The organism is Candidatus Mycosynbacter amalyticus, from assembly GCF_025273655.1.
In the GTDB taxonomy this organism is placed as follows: domain Bacteria; phylum Patescibacteriota; class Saccharimonadia; order Saccharimonadales; family Saccharimonadaceae; genus Mycosynbacter; species Mycosynbacter amalyticus.
Map to the genome: position 1 here is coordinate 938541 of NZ_CP045921.1, position 19442 is coordinate 957982.

The window sequence follows — 19442 nt, forward strand, 5'->3', positions numbered from 1 at the left end:
TATATGGTGTTATTATAGCATTTTATAGGGGTAAATGCTAGCGAGTACGACCAAAGAAGACCCGTTTGACACGCCTAACGACAGGACGTGCTTCTTGGAGCGACATCAACTGACTTAGCATGACATAGGCCACCAGGCTTACCGCGACAATGAGGCAGAATTTCGGAAAACTCGCAAGAAAACTATTGTCCCCCGCACCAAGTGGAAACGACGTTACCATAAAATAAGTAACAAGTGACATAAGCCCTGTGGCACTTGCCATACGCAGTACTGCACTCCAAAAACCATTACCAAACAGGCCCGGTATTCTCCGTGACATCACCATGAAAAGTATTACCACCTCGACCACTGCTACAATCGACTGCGCGGCCGCAAGCCCTGCCGCGCCGAGCTCCAGTGTAAACGTAAACCAAATCGCAAGGATGATGTTAAGAGAGATTGCTACAATTGAAATATAGAGTGGCGTCCTGGTGTCTTGCTGTGCGTAAAAACTACGAGCCGCGATATGATAAATCGAACGAAAGAGAATTGCTACCACAAGAATACCCAACAGCATCGACATCAGCGCATCACCACCATTGTTGATGAAATTAACCAGATAGCCACGCGTGAAAAAAGTAATCAACGATACTGGCAGTGCAATCCATATAATCACTCGTAGCACGCCCTGCAGCTCATCCCGAAAGAGGTCTGGTCGACCTTGTCCAAGTCGCTCGGTCATCTTGGGGAAAGCAGCCGTACTAATAGCCACGCCGATGAGATTGATCGGTACCAAGTGTAGTGTCGTCGCCTGCTGAAATGCGCGCAACGTCCCCTCGGTCATGCGACTCGCCAGGTTCATCTCTACCAGACTTACCGCGTAGTCCATTCCCTGATCAAACGAACGTGGAGGCAAGAGCTTCAATACCTGGCGAAAACCTTTGTTTTTCCAATAAATCTTGAATTCGTAGTCAAATCCAAGCCCAATCAGACCAATCGAGCTGACGATGAGTTGCAATATCGACCCAAGTACCACGCCCAGCGCAACACCCATGATACCACCCTCAAATATCTGGACACCAAAGATAGTGATACCGCTCGTAAAGAACAACGCTCCGATGATAATACCGATGTTATAAATCGTCGGTGCCAGCGCCAAGAATGCGAAGCGCCCCACTGCTTGCTGCATACTTGCGATTACTGTCGCGATCGCGAACAAGAACGGGTTGACTGCAATCACGCGCATCATACTCACCGCCAGCGCCATACCAGACTCGCTCAGTCCTGGCGCGATGATATAACGCAGGATAGGATCGGCAAAAATGATAATGAGTACGCTCGCAATCAGCGTAATCAGTGCCATGAAGTTTATCAAACTTGAGCTGAGCTGCCAGGCAGACTTCTTGTTGCCTGTCGCGAGGCGCTGATTGAGTACGGGTATAAACGTGACACTCAGCGCACCTGACACCAGTATGAAAAACATGAAATCTGGCACCGTAAATGCAGCCGTATAGGCATCGATACCCACTTTATATGTATCATAATACATACCATTCAACAGACGATCGCGAAACAACCCAAGCGCGCTTGATAGCAAGGTGGCACTCGCCAAAAGCGCAGCGGCTAGCTGAATGCTAAGCCGCTTGTTCATGCGTAGTACTGCTGCTCGAACTCCCATTTTGATGTACCTTTAGGCGTGCAGCTTAGCCTCTTTTGGTAGTGTGGCATCTTTGAGCGCTTCGTCGACAGCTGTTTCTTCGAGTGTCTCTTCTTTGAGTAGCGCCTTGGCGAGCGTATCAAGACTCTTACGATTCTGCGTAATCACCAACTCAGCGCGATGAGCAGCTTCTTTGATGAGACCCTCGACCTCTTCGTCGATTAGCTTGGCAGTCGCGTCACTGTATGGGCGCTCGTGGGTAATTTTGTCGAATACCATGCCGCCATTATCTTCGTGGAATACTTGGTCGCGCAGTTTAGTACCCATACCCTGCTCAATCACCATGTCTCGCGCAATCTCGGTCGCCTTACGCAGGTCGCTACCGGCGCCAGTTGTAATACCATCGTCGCCGTAGAGAATCTTTTCGGCTACTCGACCGCCCATCGCACGTGCCAGGATATCTTTGAACTCATAGACACTGGTATAGCTCTTGTCTTCTGGCGGTAGGAACCATGTTACACCACCCGTGCCACCACGCGGGATGATCGTGACTTTGTGGACTGGGTCACTGTCTGGCAATACATGCCCAACAATGGCGTGGCCGGCTTCATGGTAAGCTGTGAGCTCTTTTTCTTTGTCGCCCATCACCTTGGCTTTGCGTTCTGGACCGATGGCGACTTTTTCGAACGCTTCGGTAAGATCCGCATTGCTAATCTTCTTGCTGTTACGGCGCGCAGCGATGATCGCAGCCTCGTTGGCGATGTTTGCCAAGTCTGCACCAGATGAACCTGCGGTCTTGGCAGCCAGTTTGTCGAGATTCACACCATCTTCGGTAGGCTTGTTTTTGAAATGCACTTTCAGGATAGCTTCACGGTCTTTACGCTCTGGAAGCATAATATTTGTACGGCGATCGAAACGACCCGGACGCAGCAGTGCTGGGTCGAGCACATCTGCACGGTTAGTTGCAGCAAGTACAATCACATTTGTGCCAGTTTCGAAGCCATCCATCTCGACCAGGATTTGGTTGAGCGTCTGTTCACGCTCATCGTGACCACCGCCCATGCCACTGCCGCGCTTACGGCCGACAGCATCGATTTCATCGATGAAGATAATTGCCGGAGCATTCTTCTTGGCTTTTTGGAACAAATCTCGCACACGAGAAGCCCCGACACCCACAAACATTTCGACGAATTCAGAACCAGAAATAGAGAAGAACGGCACGTTCGCTTCGCCCGCCACCGCACGTGCCAGCATGGTTTTACCAGTACCCGGATTACCCACCAGCAGCACACCTTTTGGAATTTTGGCGCCAAGTTGCTCGTACTTCTTCGGACTCTTCAGAAAATCTACGACCTCTTCGAGATCTTGCTTGGCAGCATCATTGCCAGCGATATCGGCGAATACAACTTTTTCTTTGTCGAGACCATACAGCTTAGCTTTGCTCTTACCGAAGCCCATTGCCTGATTGTTTTGACCCTGGGCTTGGCGCATCATAAACATGAAGAAACCGATAATCACGATGGTTGGAATCAAGATAATCGCCATATTCCAGATGATATCGCTAGTATTTGATGGCGCTTTGTCATCAATAACGGTTGCCTTGGCTTGCTCGGTCAGCGTGTCGTCGCGCAGTAATGTACCAATACCACCCTGGATATAGGTTGTCTCGGTCGGCTTATCTTGGCCTTTCGGCGTAATCTTCAGATCTCCGCCCTGGCCTTCGATGCGTGCAATCTCGCCCTTGTTGGCACGTTGAACCACATCAGAGATCGGGACTTCTTTAAGCTGCTCTGGTGGCGAGAAGATAGCTACCAGCGACAAGGCGATCACGATCACAATAGCCCAGAACAGTGACAAACGTAGGTAGTTTGTCATATTAGAATTTTTTTTCGGATTTGGACGTTTTTTCGCCGCCATAAAATCAGCCGTGATTCCTTTCTGGTTTTCTAAGAGTACAAATTATAATCCCACTAGTACTAGTATATCATTTTTTGCGAACCTCGATACGAAACTCGTCGGTCGTAAAACACAAACAATACCGCTTCGTAAGATGGTACTCGCCGCCAGACTTCGCAGTCTTGATCGCTAGCAGCGCACGATGAAGCTGCGGCCGGGTAAGTGCTATACCGAGCGTATGTGCTAGCACCTCTATGGCAGCCGCTGGCGGCATCATAATATATGGGTAGCGCCGAAAACTCGCATGCTGGTGCGATTCATGCAGTATGTCACGCTTCAGCTCATGCTGGCGTCGCCAAAGCGCTAGTAGTTCTAGCCGCGTGTCGAGCGGCAAGTGCTGCGCTTGCTTACGTAGACGATTACGCAGGTACTTGTCACTGGCATTCGTACTGTCTTCACGCCACTCTAAGTTATGTCGCTTAGCATAGTCGACAACTTCGTGCTTAAACCATACTGTCATAGGCCGATAGATATCGTCGGCGCCAAATACCGCCAGCCCACGCCAGCCCGTACCACGTAGTAGATTAATCGCGACCGTCTCCACGACATCATCTGCATGATGGGCCGTTACGATCACGCCGCCGTAGCGCTCGGCTACCTGGCGCAAAAACGCATAGCGCTCACGTCGCGCCACATCCTCACCTGCCCCCTCACCAAGGGCAAGGCGCGTCATTTCAAATGGCACTCCATACCGCTTCGCAAGACTGCGGACAAACTGTGCATCTTTACCACTATCTGGACGAATCCCATGATCTACATGCGCGACCACTACGTCCGAGCTGTGATGCGTGAGCAATGCATGGAGCAGCACGACCGAATCCACGCCGCCACTTACCGCGACAACATACCGTGGTCGGTTCGTAAGCTGATTAGTCACCGAATCTTTTGCCCGCCCAAACACCGAGCATGATACAGACGATACCACCCACGAGGCCGCCCAGCACCGACCATGCATCAAACGAATTATAATCACCAAAAAGCATCGGAACGACAGATCCAACCGTCATACCAAGTACAGCGAAAAATCCAATTGTTTTTTTGTTCATAGCTCTAGTATACGCCGAAATGCTTGCGCTTCCGATACAATTGCGTGATACTCTGGAAGTGTGCACCAGACTACACGTAGAAAAACTATGACATATATACTTATCACCCTCATGGGCTTGGTAGGCCTTGCCCTTGCCGCATTCCTCATCTTGTATTTTATCCCTCACCGCAGCAGCAACCTTCAGCAAGTTCATACCGAAAAGCTATCATACGAGACGGCTATCGCTCGTATCATCACCCAGCAAAAAACCGACTCATCTCAGACAAATTTCGAACAAGGCTGCGAGTCACGAAGTTATGTCCATGACAAAAAAGTCGCTCGCAGTGTAGTCATGTTCCACGGTATCACCTCCTGCCCTTCTCAGTACTCCGAGCTTGCCAAGACATTTTACGACGCAGGCTACAATGTCTACGTTCCGCTCGCACCGCAGCATGGCACCACTAAAAATCCCGAAGCAACAAGCGACGTCACACTAGCAGAACTCACGAAGTACGTAGGCGACAGCTACTCGATTGCCAGTGGCCTCGGCGATTCGATTGGTTTTGTTGGCATATCTGGTGGCGCCGATCTTGCTACATGGGGTGCGCAGTATATCGATGACGTCTCCCGCCTGCTCGTACTTTCACCATTTTATGAGATTGCCCCCGGTGCCTCACCGCGCTGGCAAAAACCGATTCTCCTCACACTCTATGGCATGAACCTGGCACCAGATCGTATTACTCAAGGTTTTTCAGTACGCGCGCTTGCCAAGTACCTCACACTTGTCGAAAACTACCGCTCAGATTTGACAACCACTCACCTCAAGCATGTTGCCGTCGTGACTTCAGAAAAAGACACACAAATCGATCTCAACGAAGCTCACCGCATTGCACAAAGCCTTGCAAAAAACAGCAAAGCCTCATTCCGCCAGACTCGCCTCGCAGCCGACATGGGCATCGGCCATGACATACTCAATCCCACCGACGCTGCTGTCGCCAAACACCAAGCCCAGCTAAACGATCTCTACCTCAGCTTCTACGAAAATCGTGACCCCGCCAAAGAACTATAAATACCTCGTACTACCAAAAGGGATCTTCTCGTCAATCGCCTGATACATACCCAGCGTATCGGCGCTATGAATCACGTGTTTGCCGTAGCGACTGTTAATCTCGTCTACCGCGCCCACTAGCGCATGCTCGCGCGCCAGCTCATCGCCAAACAAGCTCAGCTGCGGATCTTCGTCATCGCTCAGCTCATACAGCGTCACGCCGATTGTGCGGATCAGCGGTGGTGCACCGACAAACAGTTGCCTGGCTTGCTCATAAATAGCCTGATCAGAGAAAAACGGCATAGTGCTCATGTGCCGCGCATGCCAGTAGCGACTACCCGTTCGCTGCTCCCAGCCGCCGCTTGCTGCCTCAGGAGAGCCTTTTTCTCGGTGCGTCGTCGCCCACACCTGCACACCGCGCGCGACTTTGCCCTGACTGCGAATCTTCTTGCCGGTCGCTTCACACAAGTGGTGCAGACGCTTCAGTATCTGCTCGTATGGCATATTATACGCATCCAACACAAACTGTCGCCCAGCCGTTTTCATGGCGTAGTCTACATCATCCACCTCCCAACCGCGCAGGCGCTGGTACCACTGCGAGCCATTGATACTTTTGAACACCATAGTGCGCAGCAGCTGCTCGTCGGCATCCAGAAACTCCAGCGGCGTGGTGATACCTACCGCACTCAGCCTTGCTTCGTTGCGCGCGGCAATACCCGTAAGCTCGGTCAGCTCGAGACCTGCGTATATCTCACGCAAGTTCTGCGCCGTTATTACATCTAGACCATCCGGTTTGTGCAAGCTCGCCGCCGTCTTAGCCAGGAAACGATTGGTTGCAATTCCGACATTACACCGCATCGCTCGCCCTATCTCATCGCATAGCCGCTGCTTGATTTCGTAACCAATCTCTTCAATCCCCCTTTCCCGTATCGCCCTGGGTGCCTGCGAAAAATCTATTACACCTTCGTCGATACTTTTCATGCGCACATGTGCCGAATAGTCGTTCATGATGTCAAGAAGTCGATGATATACATAGCGATATTTGGGTGGATCACTCTCCACCCCTACAAGTTCCGGACATAGCTTCTTGGCATCCTTTAGCTTCATGCCGAGCATCACACCGGCCCTCTTAGCCTCGTAACTGGCCGTCACGATCATGGTGTGCTCGGTGCGGCGATTTACTACTGCCACCGGCCTATCTCTCAGCATAGGCCGTGCCTGCTGCTCTACCGTAGCAAAGCAACTATTGAGATCGATATGCATCACAAGTGGCTGCGCGGGATTGTAGTGCTCGTATATATTCATGGCCTATCTCCTTCGCGCGTCAATCTCCACGTGAGCCGCTCCGTGTCAAACTCCAGCCGATAATCTGCTGCACCGTCCGTTACGTCGAACGCATGGATTGTACGTCTCCCCTTCATCGTGGGATGCCTGAGGCCAATCTCCTCCACAGTAACCTCGCGGCCATTCGCACGCCGAAACCGTACCGGTACACAGGGATTCAGCCCTACGCCAAACGTCGCCACCACATCTATTCGTTCATTGAGGAAAAGCTCATCATTCATAATCAAAAATCTCCAAATTACAGTTTAGAGAAACGATTCTGATTGTTCGCCCGTCCTACTCGCCCGTTTCTAGCCAGAGTCCGAAGACGATGAATGATGCTACCGGAGGGACGCTTTGCTCTGGGAAAAGCTAGTGTGTATCGCGGTGCTATGTAACTATTATACCACCCAAGTACGACGATCTACAGCCCCCTACGATGCTTGCTCGTCGTCTCCCGACACTAATTTGTAATGCTCATAGAGTGAGGCAATCAGCCCTACAGTAAGACACTTTGCCGTATCGTCGTCCATAGACCGTGAAGCGGGCGACTGCTCCATCTTGCGACGCACAATTTCCACGACCGAGGACTTACGACTATCAGTGGGGTTTGTCAGGCTTTTTACTAAATCATCGAAGCGCACAGCCTGATGATCATTCAAAACAAGGCGCTCCAAATGTATACCAGCGCTGCGTACAACCGCGTGCCATTTACGCAGCTCACCGAGCGCGAGATTCGCCTTTTTACTCCGATCTGCGCCATCGAAGATATGGGCGGCGAGTGCGCTGGCCTGGCCGTCTTTCAGTTCGGCAGCAAGTTCACCAGCAAAAAACAGCTTGGCTGAGCTCTGCCAGCCTTTATGTTTTTGCTGCTCAAGCCCATGGCTAATATATTCCTCTGCGCTTAAGCGGGGGATATTGTCGTATTCTTGCGATACAGAAACAGGTATGATATCAACAGAATCGACAACACTCGCAGGTGTAGAAGCGGCGGACTCCTCTGTTATATCCGGCACAACATGTAGATGCGGAGTATAGTCATTAGGTGCAGCTTCCTGATCGAGCTCTTCGACACTGGCATGAGTATCAGTCCCCGTGGCTACAGGCCTCTCGTAACGTAGCAATGGATGGACTGCTCGCGCAACCAAACCCGGCATCACACGGTGGATCCGGGCTATTTCTTTTGCTCTTACACCAAATATATATGGAAGCGCTTGTCGATCGGTACCTCGTAAATCTTCGAGATAAGCGCTAAACAGTGCGTGTTGGTACGTATCGTTAAGCGCATCGCTGTTAGCGCTGAAATATGCAGTAGCCAGCACGTCACCCACTGCTTGGGCAGAGAGAGCCGAGAAGCGCTCATGATATCCCGAGTCTACCTCATCAAGCAACTCCTTAAAATCACCCAAATCATATACGTTTGCTTCGTCCTGAGTTGGCCCGTGCTCATAGCGGATCTGGATTCCCATCGCTGACTCCCTTACTTTTTGTCAATGTAGCAACATATCTTGCAGACAGCAAGTTTTTAGGCAAATTTTACATCAATATTTCATCACGTAAGTATCGAGCATCAAAAAAGTGAAATAGCCGACTCGGTATCGGCAGCAATCGCCCGAGTTGCAAGTATATTTTGAAGCTTCGTACGGTTTTCGTTGTTCAACTCATCCTGTGTCTCGAGCATCTGCAAAAACTCTATCGCCCTTGCCGCCGCTTGATTCACACCTTTCGCACGACGAGTGCTGGCAGGCTCCTGAACAACAAAGAATAACTCTCCTTGAGCCCCACCCATTTGCGTATATACCGAATCTAGTGCAGCACTCAGTATGGTATCGAGCTTTTTGACGGGATCCCCATCAAACCGATGTTTTGTAAGCCGATTGGCCATGACAAGCAACTCATTCTTTACATAGTCTTCCTGCGTCTCGCCATGGGCTACTTTTGTTGAGTAGAGCGAAGTGTATGCTTCGGATAATTGCCGAAATCTGCTACGAGATTAAATGGTAGTATGTCGCGCTCTGCATATATCCGCACCTCATCTGGCAATGAGGCAAAGGCAAGTGCACGAGACACCACCTTTTCATCCACGCAGTAAAAATTTGCCACCGATTTGTAAGTAGGCTTTTGTCCTGCTCGAACTTTTTGTCGATAATACCGAGCAATCGAATTCGCCTCGTCGATACGCGGTGGGCGTTCCGAGATATTTTCGCGAAATTGCTTACCAAGCATCTCTTCAAACGACAGATTACAGTACACAGCCGACTGTACATATATACGATCCGAATCAAACCCGTACTGCTTGGCAATATGAAGTAGTGCACGACGACGGCGATGACCGCTACCGCTCACATCAACAGTGTCAGACTCCGCGTCAAACAAGATCTGCTCTGGAACTGTATCATAGTGCGCTGCATGATCGTTCAAAAATGCATCAATATGGGCACGCTCGATCCGGTTCACAATCAGAGGCGTCCCTAGATCGAGTGCCTCAGTCACCATCTGGTAATCATCCAATTCAACGCCAGACACGAGGTTATCGTGGTCTCTTATCATAGATCGCGCCAACTCCTCGATACCCCCCTGATCATACTCTGCGCGATACTGCGCTACTTCGTGGATACTATTGAGCTGCACAAGTTCGATGTTCGTCGGACCCACCTCTACACGGTCGTACGGCAATTCATCTTGCACGGCAACTTGACCAAATATTTCCCTGCTCATACTGACATCATCATATCATGTGATGCTGGATGCATGACCGCTCATCGTCTTTCGCTTCGTATGACCATAGAGAATTCCATATAGTGTCGATACCCACAAGAGGCTTACGAGCCAACCCGCCAATATATCACTTGGGTAGTGTACACCGAGATACATACGCGACACGCCGACAAGCAGAACAAATATACTACCGCCACATACAAGCCACCAGCGCCAGCGTGTGCGCCACGCTAGAAACACACAGACAAGTAGAAGTGCAGAAGATCCCATCGCATGTCCACTTGGAAATGAATAGCTCGTTTCGTATACCAAATGCTGCCAGAAATCTGGCCGTGTTCGCTCAAACAGCAGTTTGAGCCACACATTGAGTACACCCGCCCCAGCAATGCTTAGCACAGCAAACCATGCTCTCCCGTAGCTACGTCGATATACCAACCAACCTGTGAGGACAGCCGTCATCACTGCCACTCCGACACCACCACCAATGCGTGTTGCCAATGTCAATACGCTAGTTACTCCCTGTGAACTCTGTGCATGGATCCAGTACATCAGCGGTTCATCAAACCACAACAATTGCCCGGCCTGGACTGTCCGAGCCAGCCAAACTAGGCAGCTTACTACCATCACAAACACCAAAAAAGCGCCAGCTACGAGCCACAGTCGCCTTGGGATCACCTTCATGCTCATGTATCTAGTATACCTCCATGACAAATGCACTCATATGTGGTACGCTTATGCTAACTATGAACACACCCGCACAAACACCCATGCCAGAACCACGGGGCAGCTACAAGCCCAAAAAACCCGTCGTCAAAACAAATCGTGTCATCATGACGCGCGCCATCTGGTACATTTTTGGCGTTATCGCTTCTCTTCTCGCCCTCCGTATCGTCCTCCTCATGCTCAGCGCCAATCCAGAGACGCCATTTGTTAGTTTCGTCTACGACCTCAGTGGGATCTTCGTCGTACCGTTTTACGGTATTTTCGACCAACCAGACTATACTCGCTTCTATGTCGATACTAGCAGCATCGTCGCTATCGTCGTGTATTGGCTCCTGGCTGTCGGTCTCACCAAACTCGTCAACATAACGCGCTAATTCCACAGAAACCAAACGACCACCTCGTAGGTGGCCATATTTGGTGGGTATGTAGGTGGAGATGAGGTAGCTGCATCTTGCAGCTATATGTAGTGTAGCGAGCTTGTTTGAGAAAAAGCTGAAAAGAGCGCTAGTGTGTATATGTCTGCAATGGACGAACAACGAGATAGTCAAATTCAGCACCCGCCGTCCAAGTACCGATACCGAACGCGCTACCGGTTTTGCCTGTTACCCAAGTACCAACCGGTTGCCACACGGGAGAGCTATCTGGCGCCCAGTATGCAGTCACAGTAGCTCCAACCACTTTAAACGCAAGCTTCACCCATACGTTGGTAAGGTTGCGGCCACCGCCTATAGTTCTGATAAAGACTTCGTCGAAATCATCCCGTGCTCGTATTACCCAGTTATTTTGGCCAAACCTTACTAGTTGCACGTGTATAGCCGAGCCGAAATATGGATCGGGTGAGTTGCCTTGAGCTATCAATGACACTTCTTGGCCATCATGTGTCGCATCCGTAATTCTCACTCGTGTCTCCACCCAGTAATTTGTTGGTAGTACCGCGTTCTTCCGCGCAATACGCACATCCTGCCCACTACTTGAGCCATCGTATGCAACTGTAATCGTCGAACCTGTCGCCTGGCCCTGCGTCACACCACCAACCTGATTCCATTTGGCAGTATCAAGCGAACCTGCAGTGTCAGTAAACTGGTCGTTTAGGAGTGTCGTAGACGTATCTACCGCTAGGTAGTTCACATTACCCGCCGTATTAGACCACACCCCCGCAAACCCGGAGAGGCCAAATGTACTTGAAGTGATTGTACCTTGGTTTGGCTGACCAGCATGAATCAAGACCTTGAGATGCGAGCTAAAGAAGATAGGGTCATCTACAAAGAACCTGTAGTACGTCATCGCGAGTCCGCTCTGAGCACTGTCGCCCGCCCGACCAGCAGGGTACCCGCCAACAGGCACATTATACCAACCGCCATTGAACGCATCTTCCGTACCGGATGAGCGCCACGAAGGATATGTTTCTCCATCTACATATACTTCGACATTACCCTCGAGAATACCAGTATCACCACTTGCAGCATTGACTGCAATCCAGAGTGACTCCACCTGTCCGCTACCGTTGATGTCAACTACGGTTAGCTCGTCGTATGGCGAAGCTGCAGCAGCTTCAACACTATACATCTTGTAAGCAAGCTGCTGAGAACCGAGTCCCGCAAAATCATTTACAAGCGTGTAGTCAGCCGAGCCGAAGAATACAATATCTGTTGCAGTAGTGTTTTCTACTTCGACACGGAGATATTTCTGAAACGGCATATGCAGGTAGCGATAGGCGGACGACTCGCCATTGCTGGTATTGCGCTTCGTGCGGCCAATACGCCGAGTTGCGTATTCTCCACCCTGAGATGCATACGCAAAGAAATCGTTGAGCGATAAATCCACGACAGCCGTCGTATCGTCATCTATATATATCCTGATTTTACCACCGTTTTCAGAAAAATCGCCCACACCGCCACCGCCAGAACTCGCCACCCAGATATGTTTTAGAACACCGGCAGTACCCCACGACTCAGCTAACAACACCTTTTTGGCACCAGTAGGGTTCGCGACTGGCGTGTGTGCTTTGCCCAGCTCGATAGGATACGATACTTGCTTTTCACCCGCAAGTCGCAGGGGAAATCCAGATAGGGTAGCTACGCCTGCCGAAGGCGGTACTGACTGTAGGGCAGTGTCGGCTTTGTCGAGGCTTGCTTGCACACTTGCGGAGAGATCAGTTTTCGGAATGCCCGCGCCTGGCTTAGTATACTTCGCCGACAAGTCAGTCGTCAGATTTTGGATTTTTGCCTGCGGCAATGCGCCGTCTACAACCTGTGTGGCACCTATCGCTCCAGCCTTTATATTTCCCTGCTCGTCATGAGCAACACGCAAATAGTCATTGAGGATATTTCCCCAATTTCCCATATCACCGCCCGGTTGTGGCAATCGTGCCATGTACTCCCCTTCTTCTAGTTACAACTATCATAGCATAAGCATCTCTCCTATAGCTCAAATTGAAAATACTACGCTTATGCTAGACATCTACGCGCCATAGGTCTATGCTGAGGTCACCACTAGGTAGGGTGGGATTCCCAGCGGTATTCATAACCAATTAATTCCCTATGCGAGGGAGAGGAATTAACCACTATGGTTGAATCAAACGCCTACCAGGCACAACGCCAACAACTTTTACTTACAGGGGCAACAGTGTTTAGCGCAATCGTCGCCGCTGTGATCGTATCGACCATCGTCGTATCACAAATCATCCAGGGTCAGCTTGCAAGCGCCTTGTCTTCACAAGTTACTACGGGTGCGCCAACCACTACCGTCGCTGGTACATGTGTAGACACGAGCGCGCCAGCAGTAGCTGGTGAAGAAGCTGGTGCAAGCACTGTTGCCACAGTTGGTCACTCTGCGGGCGCAGGATACTTGGTCAAGCCAATCAACGGTGCATGGGGAATCAAGGATTCATTCAACAGCAATACGACCGTGAACAACAGTACAACAACTACCACAAACAACAACGAGACCCACACGACTCGTATCAATACTACTATCCGCGACAGCTTCAACAGCGGCTCTTACAACGATAACCGCGACCAAAGCGACAATCGTGATCAGAGCGTTAGCGTTGATGGCAACACTCTCAATCTCAACTCTGGAAATACAAACCAGCAGAGCTGGACAAACAACCAGGCATGGAACACCACCAATAACACAACCACGAACACTACAACTAATACCGATAACAGCAACCATAGCGTCAACAACTCTGGTAACACCACCAGCCCAGTTACCAACACAACTACGAACACTACAAATGTAGCAAATTCATACAATACAGCGAATCTACTCAGCGGTAATACTACAGCCGTAATCCTGCCATAACTCAGGACGCGGCACTAAATCACCCGGTTGTTCAGGCCGGGTGATTTTATTCTTCACAAGAGAATCGATGCCGCCTTCTATGAAAGCCGGGCAATAGGCCCGAGATCGAAAAGGTCTCTTTCCGCTCTTCCGCATGTACGCCAGGGGTATACATCGTATAAAAAGTGAAGATGGCCGTTGCAGCCACGCGATGACGGATGATCCGCTCTTGGGATACCTCCGGAAATGTTTCGCGCATCATATGCTCAAAAGTCTTATCACCTCTCTCCATAGAGATATCATACTCTCAACTTCCTACCATTCAAGCGTGACCTTCTTGAAGCAAACTTATCCCCCAAAAGTTAGCGTGTTCAGCTGAATCCCCTCGTGCACCTGGAGCTCCACCGTAGAATCTTTTTCATATTTGCTAAATCCGATTAGACGGTACAACCGTGCGTCAGTTACTATCACACGGGAGTCATTTACATCCGTACCGGCGTTTTTCGTCTGGGAAATCGGCCTGCCGTTGAGTAGTACTCCTACTTCACCAGTCGCTTCCGTGCCTGTAACCATGTACATTTCTTTGGCTGCTACCCTCACCCTAAGTGTCGCGTCCCGTATCGCACGTATACCCTCGCTATCAACTTGCCATTCTCCACCAAGTGTCCAGTTATTTACTTTTGGCAGCTGAGCTTGCGTAAATACATGCCGACCACGAATTAATCGCTGTGTTCCTACGTAATCGCTCGCCCGACGCGTACCCAAGTATGTTTCAGGTGTCTGCCCCTCCCTCGTTGGTGTCTCCTGAGAGACCTGATCACTAGACTGCGCAGGCACCGTCTTACCACCCTCGCGAAGCAACTGGCGGATAGCCTCCTCGGTTTCTCTGTAGCCGCCCTCACCTTCATGCACACGACGCACATTGCCCTCGGCATCTATCAAATACGACGCGGGCCAGTACTGGTTTTTGTACGCGTTCCATGTCGCGAAGTCATTGTCGAGCGCCACCGGATACGTCAACCCGGCTTTTGTCACGGCGCTTGCGACATTTGCTCGCGACCGTTCGAAGGCAAATTCTGGTGCATGCACGCCTATAATCTCAAATCCGCTATCTTTGTACTGTGCATACCACGACTTGAGATACGGCTGCGTACGTATGCAGTTGATGCAGCTATACGTCCAGAAATCCACGAGTACAACTTTGCCTTTTTGGTCGGCAATACGTATCGGTTTGCTGTTGATCCAGCTGTCGACATCTGTGATTTCTGGTGCCTTATACGGCTTGACGTTGAGGACACCGTTTTCTGCTTCACGACCAGTATCGGCAGGAATAAGCTTCGCCGACAACCCGTCAAAATTAAACGGCGTATGTTGCGACACAAACGTCTGGAACTGTTTGTCGTAGCCGCTAATAATAAGTATACCGACTATGATAAATATAACCGCCACACTGCGCTGAAACCAACCGCGCGGATTTGCAGCAAACCTGATCTTTCGTATCAACTTCTGACCTATATAGCCCACGAGTAGCAACATCAAGCTCAGTCCTGCCACATACGCCGTGATGTAGAGCATCGCCAGACCAAAATTTACCGGCAGTACAGTCGCAAGCAAATATGCATACACAGGGCTGCAGCTACTAAACACAGGCCCGAGTGCCGCACCCGTAATAATCGCACCGATCACCGCGCCTTTGCCCGATCCTCTGCCTAGCAGCTGCTGTGATTTTGCCTGTAGGTTAAACGTCAAAATCAGCCGCTCATACAGCTCAGGAAACAGTGTCACCACACCAACTCCGACTATAATACCGCCAGAAATATAGGTAATCACCTGCGGCGACACATCGATAAACAGCGTCGTCGCTTTGAGTAGCACCGTAAAGACAATCAGCGACACCGCCAAACTTGCCGCGATAATGACGGGACGACGCTTGTCGGCCACATTGCCACTTATCGAACCGCCTACAATGACAGGCAATAGGGCAAACACACACGGTGCGAGCACTGTAATCATACCTGCAAAAAACGCTCCGAGAAGTAGTAACATATTGTTCCTTTCTGTAGTAACTATGGTGCGCCAGCACAAAAAAGGGGATTTGTGCTGGCGCAAAAATGGTCTCGTTAGGAGTTAGGCATCAGTACAGCGTTGACCACGTGCGTCACGCCGTTGCTACTAATCACATCGGCAGTCTCAATACTCACTTTGTTACCTTTGGCATCTTGGATCTTAAGCTCGCCGCCGTCCATGACAGGCGTCAGCATTTCACCCTCTACACTCGTGAGCATCTCCCCTTTCGCCGCCATCGCCTTCAGGTCGGCCGATGTATAGGTGCCAGATACGACATGGTAGGTCAATATTTTGGCAAGCATATCTTTGTTCTCTGGCTTTTGGAGCGACTCAACTGTTGCCTTGTCAAGTTTGGCAAACGCGTCGTTATTCGGACCGAAGACCGTAAACGGACCCTCACCCTTGAGCGTGTCTACTAGATCTGCTTTTTTAACCAGGCTCACGAGTGTCGTGACGTTTTTTGCCTGCGCGGCATTGTCCACAATATCTTTGTCGCGCACCATCTTGGCTCCGCCTACGGTGACGCCGTCACCACCCTCAGAATTTGCGCTGCTCATCTGCGTAGTGGTGGAGTTCTTGTTCGAGTCCATCTTCATGCCACCAAGCATATAGCCACCGAACGCGCCGACCACAATACCAATTACTGCTGCAATCATTATTCCTACTACATTATTTCCCGAATCCATACCAGATCCTCCTGTATTAATTATTGCCCTATAGTCAAGTTATTTCGTAGACTTAATTAGTTTACTTAGTTAACTTAACTTGTTACTATAGTAATATAGTACGAAAGGTATTGTCAACAACTCACGAATCACATGAACGAAGATATTTCTCAAATCACCACCTATGAAAGCGGCATCATGCAGTCAGCGGCTCACCGTATTCTCGGCCGCATCGAATCCGAATATCTCGCACAGTACAACCTCACTTCTATGCAGTGGTTTGCCGTCGGCATAGTGCGCGATGCAGGTGAACGAGGCATCGGCTTGAGCGATCTCATGAGAACACTTGATACTACCATGCCCTATATCACTACACTCGTTGCCACACTCGAAGCAAAAGGCATCCTGCACAAAATCAGTGACACCAGCGACAGCCGCGTCAAACTTGCCGTCCTCAATCCCAAATATCGCAAAACCGTCGACAAAATCGAACTGGGCCTAAGGGATGAGCTCAGGCTCAAACTCTATCGCGAAGATCACATCACTCGCGAAGAGCTCTCTAGCTATATCGCGGTACTTTATAAAATTGTACAAGCAAGCAAACTGTAGTACAGTTACAGTTTGTTCACCCGGTGCACAATCAACGGCGCATAGATAGTCAACATAGCAAATATCGAGAATAGGTGACCTACAGCCGGCAGTGTCATCTTCTGGCAGCCGGGTAGTAACGTCTGGGCAACAGGAACCGTCGGGTCATACCACGGTACCACCGATACGAACCTTCGCCGATCAGCCCTAGACAATCCGATTGCGACGACCTCCGCCCTGTGCATCGAATCTTGAAACGCCGGGTTTCGCCTATAGAGGTACGATGACACGTTGTCAGAACGAGTGTTTTTGCCACACAATGTCACGAGGCCCACCAGTGTGTTTACGTGCTCGGCATAAAGCGTCAGTGCCATGCTACCACCTGCGCTTTCGCCCATCAATACGATCTTTTCGTCTGAGCTCTTATGTATAATCTCTTCTACCCGGGCACGTTTATCACCGTACGCTTCGTCGCTCATCCATCGCATCGGCACCATGGTTACCCGTACGCCGTACATCCGCCACACACTCAAGCAGGCTCGTCGAATAGGGTCGTACCGATCACCCAGTCCAGGAGTATAGATAATATGGACGCGTCGCTTCATATCTCTTCAGACTAAACCCTACACCCCCTGCTATGCGAGCCGCCGGCGTAGTACCGGCGGCTCGCGAGCGCGGTGGAGATGAGACTATTTTGGTTCGTCCTTGTCGTCTCCATTTAGTCTATCGCGTACGTTGTCGAGACCTTCGTTTACAGCATCACCGACTTTGTCTTTGGTCTCATCGGCTTTATCTTTGAGATCACCTGCAATCTGCTGTGCCTTGCCCTTGGCTTCCAGCTCTTGATCACCCGTCACCTTGCCAGTTACCTCCTTCGCCTTACCCGAGATGTCGTCTACCAGACTCATATCTGCTCCTTTCGCTTAGTTGGTCATGTCTTTTTATTATACCATCTGATAGCTATCAAAGTGCATAAGCTACTTGTGTTTCGTCTTTTTTGGCTTCTTTTCTTCGTCGAGGGCTATACCTATAGCCACACCTACAGCCAAGCCAACTCCCATGCCAAGCCCTACATTATCAAACACAGTCAGACCAAGCACCGTACCCACCGCTAACCCAATACCTATTCCTATTGTGAGATACTGGTTTGAATCATCAGCCTTATTGCGTGATTTCTTTGCCAACTTATTTACCCTTTCCCTTCCAGCTTATTTAGTAGCATCCGTATCGCCTGCGCGCGGTGGCTCAGCGAATTCTTCTTCTCCGCAGCCATCTCGGCAAAAGTCTCAGTCTCACTGTCCGGCACAAACGTGATATCAAAGCCAAAGCCCTCACGCGTCCGCGGCTCGACTACTTTGCCTGGCACATCTGCGCGCACCACTAGCATGTCTTTGCCGTCAAAGTAGGCGATGCTTGCCGATACGATTGCGCGAGCTTCTTCGTTGCCTGCAAGTTTGTACAGCGCATCACCACCCAGTCGCTTGTTAAAAAACTTGATAAAAGGCCCTGGTAGGCCGTCTAGCTTTTCTAGCCCTGCAGACACATCTTCTACTACGACAGGCTTACCGACTACTTCGTATGCCCGGCGCGCTTTGTCCCTCACAATTTCTTCTGTATCGTCACTCTGAATTTCCGGTAAATCAACATCCGCGATATCCATGGCAATATCTGCAGGTATGATCTGCTGCCATTCTTTGAGCTTGTGCGGATTGCCAGTGACAAGGTAGAGGTGTTTCATAATTTCAGTATAGCAAAACGTATAAAATCCCGTCCTCTCAGGAAAATACCAGGTATAAGGGATATATTGTAGTAGATAGTGGCTTGGTCCACAGTCGCCCAAAGGAGGTCAATATGCAACTAGGTGGAAAACATATCGCGCTAATCGCGACAGATGAATTCGAAGATAGCGAACTTACCCAGCCTCTCGATGCGCTTCGCGAGACGGGTGCAGAAGTTACTGTGGTATCTATCAAGCCAGATACGATCACTGGCAAGAACGGCACCGAAATACATGTTGATGCGCTCGTAGATGATGCAGATAGCAGTGAATATCACGGCCTAGTGATACCTGGTGGCGTGGGCAATCCAGATAAACTGCGCACCGACGAAGGCGCTGTGTCATTCGTACGAGATTTCTTCGAACAACATAAACCTGTCGGCGCTATTTGCCACGGCCCATGGCTACTCGTGGAGGCAGACGTGGTAGATGGCCGCACGGTCACCTCGTGGCCAAGCCTCAAGACAGACCTAGTCAATGCCGGCGCAAACTGGGTCGATGAAGAAGTCGTCGTAGACGAAGGCCTCGTGACAAGCCGTAATCCAGATGATTTACCTGCGTTTTGCAGCAAGATTATAGAAGAATTCGCCGAAGGCAAGCACGAAGAGCAGACTGTATAGTCTGCTCTA

The 19442-nt window shown here is 50.3% G+C and carries 22 protein-coding genes; 5 read left to right on the forward strand and 17 right to left on the reverse strand.

The features are described from left to right. Positions 1 to 37: 37 nt before the first annotated feature. From murJ to GII36_RS05170, 4 genes are all read right to left on the reverse strand, one after another. The gene (gene murJ / locus GII36_RS05155) at positions 38 to 1657 is read right to left on the reverse strand and encodes a murein biosynthesis integral membrane protein MurJ (protein ID WP_260763156.1); all 1620 of its coding nucleotides are present in this window, start codon (positions 1655 to 1657) and stop codon (positions 38 to 40) included. Between the two features lie 12 nt (positions 1658 to 1669). Next, on the reverse strand, positions 1670 to 3511 hold the full coding sequence (ftsH, locus tag GII36_RS05160) for an ATP-dependent zinc metalloprotease FtsH (protein ID WP_260763158.1): 1842 nt from the start codon (positions 3509 to 3511) through the stop codon (positions 1670 to 1672). Between the two features lie 109 nt (positions 3512 to 3620). Next, positions 3621 to 4469, reverse strand: a complete 849-nt coding sequence (gene tilS / locus GII36_RS05165) for a tRNA lysidine(34) synthetase TilS (RefSeq protein ID WP_260763160.1) — start codon at positions 4467 to 4469, stop codon at positions 3621 to 3623. Then, positions 4462 to 4638 (reverse strand): hypothetical protein, encoded by a 177-nt coding sequence (locus GII36_RS05170; RefSeq protein ID WP_260763162.1) that lies wholly within the window; start codon positions 4636 to 4638, stop codon positions 4462 to 4464. The genes tilS and GII36_RS05170 overlap by 8 nt, the downstream gene beginning before the upstream one ends. 87 nt (positions 4639 to 4725) lie before the next feature. Here GII36_RS05170 and GII36_RS05175 point away from each other — a divergent pair, with 87 nt between their 5' ends. Then, complete coding sequence (locus tag GII36_RS05175; protein ID WP_260763164.1) at positions 4726 to 5688, forward strand: alpha/beta hydrolase; 963 nt, start codon at positions 4726 to 4728, stop codon at positions 5686 to 5688. Here GII36_RS05175 and GII36_RS05180 read toward each other — a convergent pair. The 6 genes from GII36_RS05180 to GII36_RS05205 all read right to left on the reverse strand — a co-directional run bounded on the left by GII36_RS05180 (position 5683) and on the right by GII36_RS05205 (position 10395). Beyond that, complete coding sequence (locus GII36_RS05180; RefSeq protein WP_260763165.1) at positions 5683 to 6972, reverse strand: DNA polymerase Y family protein; 1290 nt, start codon at positions 6970 to 6972, stop codon at positions 5683 to 5685. The genes GII36_RS05175 and GII36_RS05180 overlap by 6 nt on opposite strands. Continuing rightward, positions 6969 to 7232, reverse strand: coding sequence for a hypothetical protein (locus tag GII36_RS05185; RefSeq protein WP_260763167.1), 264 nt, complete (start codon positions 7230 to 7232; stop codon positions 6969 to 6971). The genes GII36_RS05180 and GII36_RS05185 overlap by 4 nt, the downstream gene beginning before the upstream one ends. A 192-nt stretch (positions 7233 to 7424) precedes the next feature. Then, a complete protein-coding gene (locus tag GII36_RS05190) occupies positions 7425 to 8459 on the reverse strand; it encodes a hypothetical protein (RefSeq protein ID WP_260763170.1) in 1035 nt (344 codons plus the stop codon). Between the two features lie 101 nt (positions 8460 to 8560). After that, positions 8561 to 8875 (reverse strand): hypothetical protein, encoded by a 315-nt coding sequence (locus tag GII36_RS05195; protein ID WP_260763171.1) that lies wholly within the window; start codon positions 8873 to 8875, stop codon positions 8561 to 8563. Between the two features lie 47 nt (positions 8876 to 8922). Continuing rightward, complete coding sequence (locus tag GII36_RS05200) at positions 8923 to 9708, reverse strand: hypothetical protein (protein WP_260763173.1); 786 nt, start codon at positions 9706 to 9708, stop codon at positions 8923 to 8925. Positions 9709 to 9723: 15 nt separating this feature from the next. Beyond that, entirely contained in the window at positions 9724 to 10395 is a 672-nt protein-coding gene (locus tag GII36_RS05205; RefSeq protein ID WP_260763175.1) for a phosphatase PAP2 family protein, read from the reverse strand. 56 nt (positions 10396 to 10451) lie between these two features. Between GII36_RS05205 and GII36_RS05210 the strand changes: the two genes are divergently transcribed. Further along, a complete protein-coding gene (locus tag GII36_RS05210) occupies positions 10452 to 10805 on the forward strand; it encodes a YggT family protein (RefSeq protein ID WP_260763177.1) in 354 nt (117 codons plus the stop codon). A 130-nt stretch (positions 10806 to 10935) separates the two neighbouring features. Here GII36_RS05210 and GII36_RS05215 read toward each other — a convergent pair whose 3' ends face one another. Continuing rightward, complete coding sequence (locus GII36_RS05215; protein WP_260763179.1) at positions 10936 to 12804, reverse strand: DUF2961 domain-containing protein; 1869 nt, start codon at positions 12802 to 12804, stop codon at positions 10936 to 10938. 192 nt (positions 12805 to 12996) lie between these two features. Here GII36_RS05215 and GII36_RS05220 point away from each other — a divergent pair, with 192 nt between their 5' ends. After that, positions 12997 to 13737 carry a hypothetical protein gene (locus GII36_RS05220; RefSeq protein WP_260764379.1) on the forward strand — a complete coding sequence of 247 codons (741 nt, stop codon included), beginning with the start codon at positions 12997 to 12999 and terminating at the stop codon, positions 13735 to 13737. 327 nt (positions 13738 to 14064) lie between these two features. Here GII36_RS05220 and GII36_RS05225 read toward each other — a convergent pair whose 3' ends face one another. After that, complete coding sequence (locus GII36_RS05225; RefSeq protein WP_260763182.1) at positions 14065 to 15762, reverse strand: cytochrome c biogenesis protein DipZ; 1698 nt, start codon at positions 15760 to 15762, stop codon at positions 14065 to 14067. A 74-nt stretch (positions 15763 to 15836) separates the two neighbouring features. Continuing rightward, positions 15837 to 16391 (reverse strand): fasciclin domain-containing protein, encoded by a 555-nt coding sequence (locus GII36_RS05230; protein WP_376787568.1) that lies wholly within the window; start codon positions 16389 to 16391, stop codon positions 15837 to 15839. Positions 16392 to 16601: 210 nt separating this feature from the next. On the opposite strand from GII36_RS05230, the gene GII36_RS05235 reads away from it, so the two are divergent. Beyond that, on the forward strand, positions 16602 to 17057 hold the full coding sequence (locus tag GII36_RS05235) for a MarR family winged helix-turn-helix transcriptional regulator (RefSeq protein ID WP_260763186.1): 456 nt from the start codon (positions 16602 to 16604) through the stop codon (positions 17055 to 17057). A 5-nt stretch (positions 17058 to 17062) separates the two neighbouring features. Here the strand turns inward: GII36_RS05235 and GII36_RS05240 are convergent, their stop codons facing one another. The 4 genes from GII36_RS05240 to GII36_RS05255 all read right to left on the reverse strand — a co-directional run bounded on the left by GII36_RS05240 (position 17063) and on the right by GII36_RS05255 (position 18774). Beyond that, the gene (locus GII36_RS05240) at positions 17063 to 17641 is read right to left on the reverse strand and encodes a hypothetical protein (protein WP_260763188.1); all 579 of its coding nucleotides are present in this window, start codon (positions 17639 to 17641) and stop codon (positions 17063 to 17065) included. A gap of 84 nt (positions 17642 to 17725) precedes the next feature. Then, positions 17726 to 17944 carry a CsbD family protein gene (locus tag GII36_RS05245; RefSeq protein ID WP_260763190.1) on the reverse strand — a complete coding sequence of 73 codons (219 nt, stop codon included), beginning with the start codon at positions 17942 to 17944 and terminating at the stop codon, positions 17726 to 17728. Positions 17945 to 18013: 69 nt separating this feature from the next. Beyond that, on the reverse strand, positions 18014 to 18220 hold the full coding sequence (locus tag GII36_RS05250; protein ID WP_260763193.1) for a glycine zipper domain-containing protein: 207 nt from the start codon (positions 18218 to 18220) through the stop codon (positions 18014 to 18016). Between the two features lie 5 nt (positions 18221 to 18225). Further along, positions 18226 to 18774 carry a non-canonical purine NTP pyrophosphatase gene (locus GII36_RS05255; RefSeq protein WP_260763195.1) on the reverse strand — a complete coding sequence of 183 codons (549 nt, stop codon included), beginning with the start codon at positions 18772 to 18774 and terminating at the stop codon, positions 18226 to 18228. A gap of 113 nt (positions 18775 to 18887) precedes the next feature. Here GII36_RS05255 and GII36_RS05260 point away from each other — a divergent pair, with 113 nt between their 5' ends. Further along, positions 18888 to 19433, forward strand: a complete 546-nt coding sequence (locus tag GII36_RS05260; RefSeq protein WP_260763197.1) for a type 1 glutamine amidotransferase domain-containing protein — start codon at positions 18888 to 18890, stop codon at positions 19431 to 19433. Positions 19434 to 19442: the final 9 nt, after the last annotated feature.